The organism is Micrococcus sp. HSID17227, assembly GCF_003989405.1.
Taxonomy (GTDB): domain Bacteria; phylum Actinomycetota; class Actinomycetes; order Actinomycetales; family Micrococcaceae; genus Micrococcus; species Micrococcus luteus.
The window spans coordinates 1-5,925 of sequence record NZ_RBLN01000139.1; the positions used below are offsets into that span (position 1 = coordinate 1).

5 protein-coding genes are annotated in these 5,925 nt (G+C 72.8%); all 5 read left to right on the plus strand.

Translation table 11 applies throughout. From position 1 onward, the window contains the following. On the plus strand, window positions 1–361 hold a 361-nt coding region (locus tag D8M29_RS07865; protein ID WP_148111548.1), incomplete at its 5' end, for an FHA domain-containing protein. 3 nt (window positions 362–364) lie between these two features. After that, window positions 365–2,080 (plus strand): PP2C family serine/threonine-protein phosphatase, encoded by a 1,716-nt coding sequence (locus D8M29_RS07870; protein WP_127445888.1) that lies wholly within the window; start codon window positions 365–367, stop codon window positions 2,078–2,080. Beyond that, window positions 2,077–3,501: an FtsW/RodA/SpoVE family cell cycle protein gene (locus D8M29_RS07875; RefSeq protein WP_012750686.1), complete on the plus strand. Its 1,425-nt coding sequence runs from the start codon at window positions 2,077–2,079 to the stop codon at window positions 3,499–3,501. The genes D8M29_RS07870 and D8M29_RS07875 overlap by 4 nt, the downstream gene beginning before the upstream one ends. After that, window positions 3,498–4,943 carry a penicillin-binding protein 2 gene (locus D8M29_RS07880; protein WP_010079719.1) on the plus strand — a complete coding sequence of 482 codons (1,446 nt, stop codon included), beginning with the start codon at window positions 3,498–3,500 and terminating at the stop codon, window positions 4,941–4,943. Before D8M29_RS07875 ends, D8M29_RS07880 begins: the two co-directional genes overlap by 4 nt. After that, the coding region (locus D8M29_RS07885; RefSeq protein WP_238693353.1) for a serine/threonine-protein kinase at window positions 4,940–5,925 on the plus strand (986 nt) is incomplete at its 3' end. The genes D8M29_RS07880 and D8M29_RS07885, both read left to right, overlap by 4 nt.

Here is a 5,925-nt window from a genome sequence, read left to right on the forward strand (position 1 = left end):
GGTCGACCGCCCCGCGCCCGCGTCGACGCCGTCCCCCGCCGCGTCCGCGCCGACGACGCCGGCCCCGCGGCTGTCCCGGACTCTGCGGGTGGTCGAGGGCCCGAAGGCCGGGCAGACCATCGCCCTGGAGGGCCGTCCCCTGCTGATGGGCCGCGCCCAGGACGCCGACCTGGTGCTCGTGGACGACTACGCCTCCGGCCGCCACGCCCGGCTGTTCCCCCAGGGCACCCGCTGGTTCCTCGAGGACCTCGGCTCCACGAACGGCACCTACGTCAACGGCGCCCCCGTCACCCGCGCGGTGCCCGTGGGCCCCGGCACGGCCATCCGCATCGGCAAGACCGTCATGGAGCTCGAGGCCTGACCCATGACCCTCGTCCTCCGCTACGCCGCCCGCTCCGACGTCGGCCGCGTCCGTGCCAAGAACGACGACTCCGCCTACGTGGGCCGTCATCTGGTCGTGCTCGCGGACGGCATGGGCGGGCACGTGGGCGGCGACGTGGCAAGCGCGTCCACGGTGCTGGACCTGGCCCCGCTGGATGCGGTGGGCTACGAGGACCCGGCCACGGTGCTGCCGGACGAGATCCAGAACGCCAACCTGATCCTCAACGAGCTGGTGCACGCCAACCCCAAGCTCGCCGGCATGGGCACCACGTGCACCGCCGCCCTGCTCGCGGGGACCACGCTGCACATCGCGCACATCGGCGACTCCCGTGCCTACCGGCTCGCGAACGGCGAGTTCTCCCAGGTCACCACGGACCACACGTTCGTGCAGAAGCTCGTGGACGAGGGGCGTCTCGAGGCCGGGGAGGCCCCGTTCCATCCGAACAAGAACGTGCTCATGCGCGTGCTCGGCGACGTGGACGCCTCCCCCGAGCTGGACGTGTTCGAGGTGCCCGTCGCCCCCGGAGAGCGCTGGCTGTTCTGCTCGGACGGCCTCACGGACGTGGTCTCCCCCGAGAAGATCCACGAGGTGCTGCGGGACTCGGAGGCTCTCAACCAGGCCGTCGACACCCTCGTGGACCTGACCCTCAAGGGCGGCGCCCCGGACAACGTCACCGTGGTGGCGTTCGAGATCGCGGAGGGCACGGCGGAGGAGCTGGCCCCCGTCCCGGACGTCCACCTGTCCGAGCAGGCCCTCGCCGCGGCCCACCCGCCCGAGGTCGGCCCGGTCTCCGGCCTGCTGCTGCGCGAGGACCTGGACGCACGACCCCACCTGCTCGTCGGCGCGGCCTCCAACGCTGTGAGGACCGACCGCATCCCCGTGGTCACCAGCAGCCCCACGCGCCGCCGCGCCGCTGCCCTGCTCGGCCAGACGCCCGTGCCGGAGAGCCGTCCCCGGCGCACCCCGGCCGTCCGCACGGACGGGCAGGAACCCGACGTCGCCGCGCGCCGCGACCCTTCCCCCCGGCCCGCCGCCACCCCCGCCCCCCCTGCCGCCGCCGCCCCATCCCCCGCCGCCACACCGGCCCCCACCGCCGCCGACCCCCCGTCCGACGAGGCCGCCGAGGCGTCGGCCACGACCCCCACCCCGGCCCCGGCGACCTCCGGGCCCGCCGGCGGCTCCGAGGCCAGGGCCGCGCGTCGGCGGCGTGGGAAGGACGACCGCCCGGTGCAGTACCGTCGCGGCTGGTTCATCCCCGTATTCACCACGCTGCTCGCCCTCACCCTCGCGGCCGTGGCCGTGTGGGGCTACCTGTGGACCCAGACGCAGTACTACGTGGGGGCCAACGACGGCCGGATCGCCGTGTTCAAGGGCGTCTCCCAGCGGCTGGGCCCGCTCGAGCTGTCCCACGTGGACCGCCAGACCGACCTCCCGGTGGACGCGCTGCCCGCGTACGCACGCGACCGCGTGAACGCCGGCATGGCCGCCCGGGACGTGGACCACGCGGAGCAGATCGTCGCCGAGCTGCGCGACTCGCTGCACCCGAACGCCCCCGCCCCCGCCGGTGAGCCCTCCGAGCGGGCCCGGCCGAGCGCGACGCCGTCGTCGTCCTCCGCCCGCCCCTCGGACGCGTCCGGCTCCGCCGCGCCGACGAGCCCGGCATCGTCCCCGAGCGCGACGGGAGGTGAGGCCCCGTGACCGAGGTGATCTCCCCCGCACGCCCGCGCCGGAACATCGAACTGGTCCTACTGCTGGCCGCCCTGGCCATCGCCCTGGGGGCGGACCTGCTGGGCATGATCGGCACGGACGCCCCGCTGGACTCCACCGCCTGGGTGCCGCTGGGCATCTTCGGCGCGGCCACCCTCGTGCTGCACGTGGTCCTGCGGCTGCGGGCCCCCTACGCGGACCCGTTCATGCTGCCGATCACCGCCCTGCTCAACGGGCTGGGCCTGGCCATGATCCACCGGCTGAGCCAGGACGCCGCGATGGCCAACCCCACCTCGCAGCTCGTGTGGTCCGTCCTGGCCGTCCTGGTGGCCTCCGCCCTGGTGTTCCTGGTGCGCGACCACCGGGTGCTGCGGCGCTGGCCGTACCTGTTCCTCGCCGCGTCCGGCGTGCTGCTGCTCCTGCCGCTCGTGCCCGGGCTGGGCCTGAGCATGTACGGGGCGCGGATCTGGATCGACGTCGGCTTCGGCACCTTCCAGCCCGGCGAGATCGCCAAGATCACGCTGGCCATCTTCTTCGCCGGCTACCTCTCCGCGAACCGCGACCTGATCCTGCTGGCCGGCCGCCGCGTGGGCCCGGTGACCTTCCCCCGAGCCCGGGACCTCGGCCCGTTGCTGGCCGGCTGGCTCCTGGCGCTCGGCGTGCTCGTGTTCCAGCGCGACCTGGGCTCGGCCCTGCTGTTCTTCGGCATGTTCATGGCGATGCTCTACATCGCCACGTCCCGCGCCTCCTGGATCCTCCTCGGCCTGGGCCTGATCGCCTTCGGCGCGGCGCTGGCGTTCCTGTTCATGCCGCACGTGACCGCCCGGTTCGAGATCTGGCTGAGGGCCTTCGACCCCGAGATCTACCATCGCGACTTCGGCGGCTCCTACCAGGTCGTCCAGGGCCTGTTCGCGATGGCCTCGGGCGGGCTGATGGGCACCGGCCTGGGCGCGGGCAACCCCACCCAGGTGCCGCTGTCCTTCTCGGACATGATCCTCACGGCCATCGGCGAGGAGCTCGGCTTCGTGGGCCTGGCCGCCGTGCTCGTCCTGTACTTCCTGCTCGTCACCCGCATGATGCGCGCCGCCCTCGGCGTGCGCGACGCGTTCGGCAAGGTGCTCGCCTCCGGCCTGGCCTTCACCATGGCGTGGCAGGTGTTCGTGGTGATGGGCGGTGTGACCCTCGTGCTGCCGCTCACCGGCCTCACGACGCCGTTCCTCGCCGCCGGCGGCTCGTCGCTGCTGGCCAACTGGATCATCGTGGGGCTCGTGCTGCGCATCTCGAACGCCGCCCGCCGTCCCGCGGTCGTGGACGGGATGGTCAACGCGTCCGGGCCCGGCGCCGGCCACCTCGACCCCGGCACGGCGCTCCCGGCGGCCGCTGTGCCCCCGGGAGGAGGTGAGGAGCGGTGAACGAGGCGATCCGACGCACGTGGACCGTCATGGCGGCCATGATCCTGGTGCTCGCGCTGGCTGCGTCCGTCATCCAGGTGCTGGCCGCGGACCAGCTCAAGACGCACGCCCTGAACTCGCGGCAGATGTTCCTGGAGTTCGGCGCCCCGCGCGGGCCGATCCTCGTGGACGGCGAGCCGATCGCCGAGTCCGTCCCCTCCGACGACGCGTACCACTACCAGCGCGTCTACCACGAGCCCGAGCTGTACGCCCCGCTCACGGGCTTCTATTCGCTCACCTACGGCACCGCCGGGCTGGAGGCGGCCATGAACGAGCAGCTCTCCGGCACCCCCACGTCCCAGTTCGTGGACCGCGCCATGGAGATCATCACGGGTGCCACGCCCGAGGGCGACCAGGTGGAGCTGACGATCGACCCCGAGCTGCAGCGTCTGGCGTACGACGCGCTCCCGGACGGCGTGCGCGCCTCCGCCGTGGTCACGGACCCGACGACGGGCGAGATCCTGGCCATGGTGTCGAAGCCGAGCTTCGACCCCAACGCGCTCTCCTCGCACAACCCGGCCGAGGCGCAGGCGGCGATGGCCGCGATCGATCAGATCCCCGGTGCCAGCGCGTACCGCAACCGCGCCTCGGAGCAGCTCGTGTCCCCCGGCTCCACGTTCAAGCTCATCGACGCGGTGGCCATGCTCGAGTCCGGTGACTACACCCCGGACGGGACGGTGGACATCCCCGCCGCGTGGACGCTGCCCGGCACGACCACGGAGCTGCCCAACTACGACGGCTCACCGTGCAACACCGTGGGGCGTCAGACCCTCACATGGGCGCTGGCACAGTCCTGCAACACCCCGTTCGCCATGGCCGCCGTCGAGCTGGGCCAGGACCGGATCCGGGAGGCCGCCGAGCGGTTCGGCTTCAACGACTCCTTCGAATACCCGCTGCCCGTGACCGCCTCCGTGTTCCCCTCCGACCTGGACGACGCCGCGCTGGCGCAGTCCTCGATCGGCCAGCGGGACGTGCAGGCCACCGCGCTGCAGATGGCCATGGTGGCCGCCGGCATCGCGAACGACGGCGTGGTCATGGAGCCGCAGCTGATCAAGGCGGTCCGCCGTTCGGACCTCACCACGGTGCAGGAGTTCAGCCCCCGTGAGCGCGGCCGGGCCACGACCCCCGAGGTGGCCGGGCAGGTCTCGGACATGATGGTCTCGGCGGTGGAGGACGGCATCCTGGGATCCGTGCAGTCGGACACGGTGCGGATCGCGGCGAAGTCGGGCACGGCCGAGGTCGGGGACACGGGCAACGTGCACTCCTGGATCACCGGCTTCGACGCGAGCGAGAACCCCCGGGCGGCCGTGACGATCGTGGTGGAGGACGAGCCGCCGGGGGTTGGACATCAGACAGTCGTCAGTGGCATGAAGGCAATCATGGAAGCGGTGGTCACGGAATGAGGCCGACATCGGGCATCACCCTCGGCGGCAGGTACCAGTTGACCGATCGCATCGCGATCGGCGGCATGGGCGAGGTGTGGAAGGCGCGGGACAAGGTCCTGGGCCGGATCACCGCCGTGAAGATCCTCAAGGAGGAGTACACGGGTGACCCCAACTTCCTGCGCCGCTTCCGGGCGGAGGCCCAGCACACCGCGCTGCTGAACCACCCCGGCGTCGCCAACGTCTACGACTACGGCGAGGAGAAGGGCTCCGCCTACCTCGTCATGGAGCTCGTGCCCGGCCAGCCGCTGTCCTCCATCCTCGAGAAGGAGAAGGTGCTCTCCCCCGAGCGGACCCTGGGGATCATCGCGCAGACGGCGGCCGCGCTCTCGGCGGCCCACGCCCAGGGGCTCGTGCATCGCGACGTCAAGCCCGGCAACCTCATGATCACGCCCACCGGCCGGGTGAAGGTGACGGACTTCGGCATCGCGCGCCTGGCGGACCAGGTCCCGCTCACGGCCACCGGCCAGGTGATGGGCACCGCCCAGTACCTCGCGCCCGAGCAGGCCACGGGGCAGCAGGCCACCGGCTCCTCCGACCTCTACTCGCTGGGCATCATCGGCTACGAGGCCCTCGCCGGGCATCGCCCGTTCACGGGCGAGTCCCAGATCGCGATCGCCCTCGCCCAGGTCAACGACACCCCGCCGCCCCTGCCGGACACCGTCCCGGCCCCGGTGCGCGCCCTGATCATGTGCATGCTCTCGAAGGACCCCAAGGAGCGGCCCTCGGACGCGACCGCGCTCTCGGAGGCCGCCGAGGCGCTGCGTCGCAAGGACACCCGCGGCGCCGTGGAGGCCGTGCCCCGCCTGGCCGTCTTCCTCGAGGAGCAGGGCGTGGCCGACCCCTCGGGCGCCGAGACCGCTCCCCTGGACTACGACGGCCTGCGCACCACCCATCCGCGCGTCGAGGGCACCCGGGCGGACGGCTCTCCCGCCACCGCGGC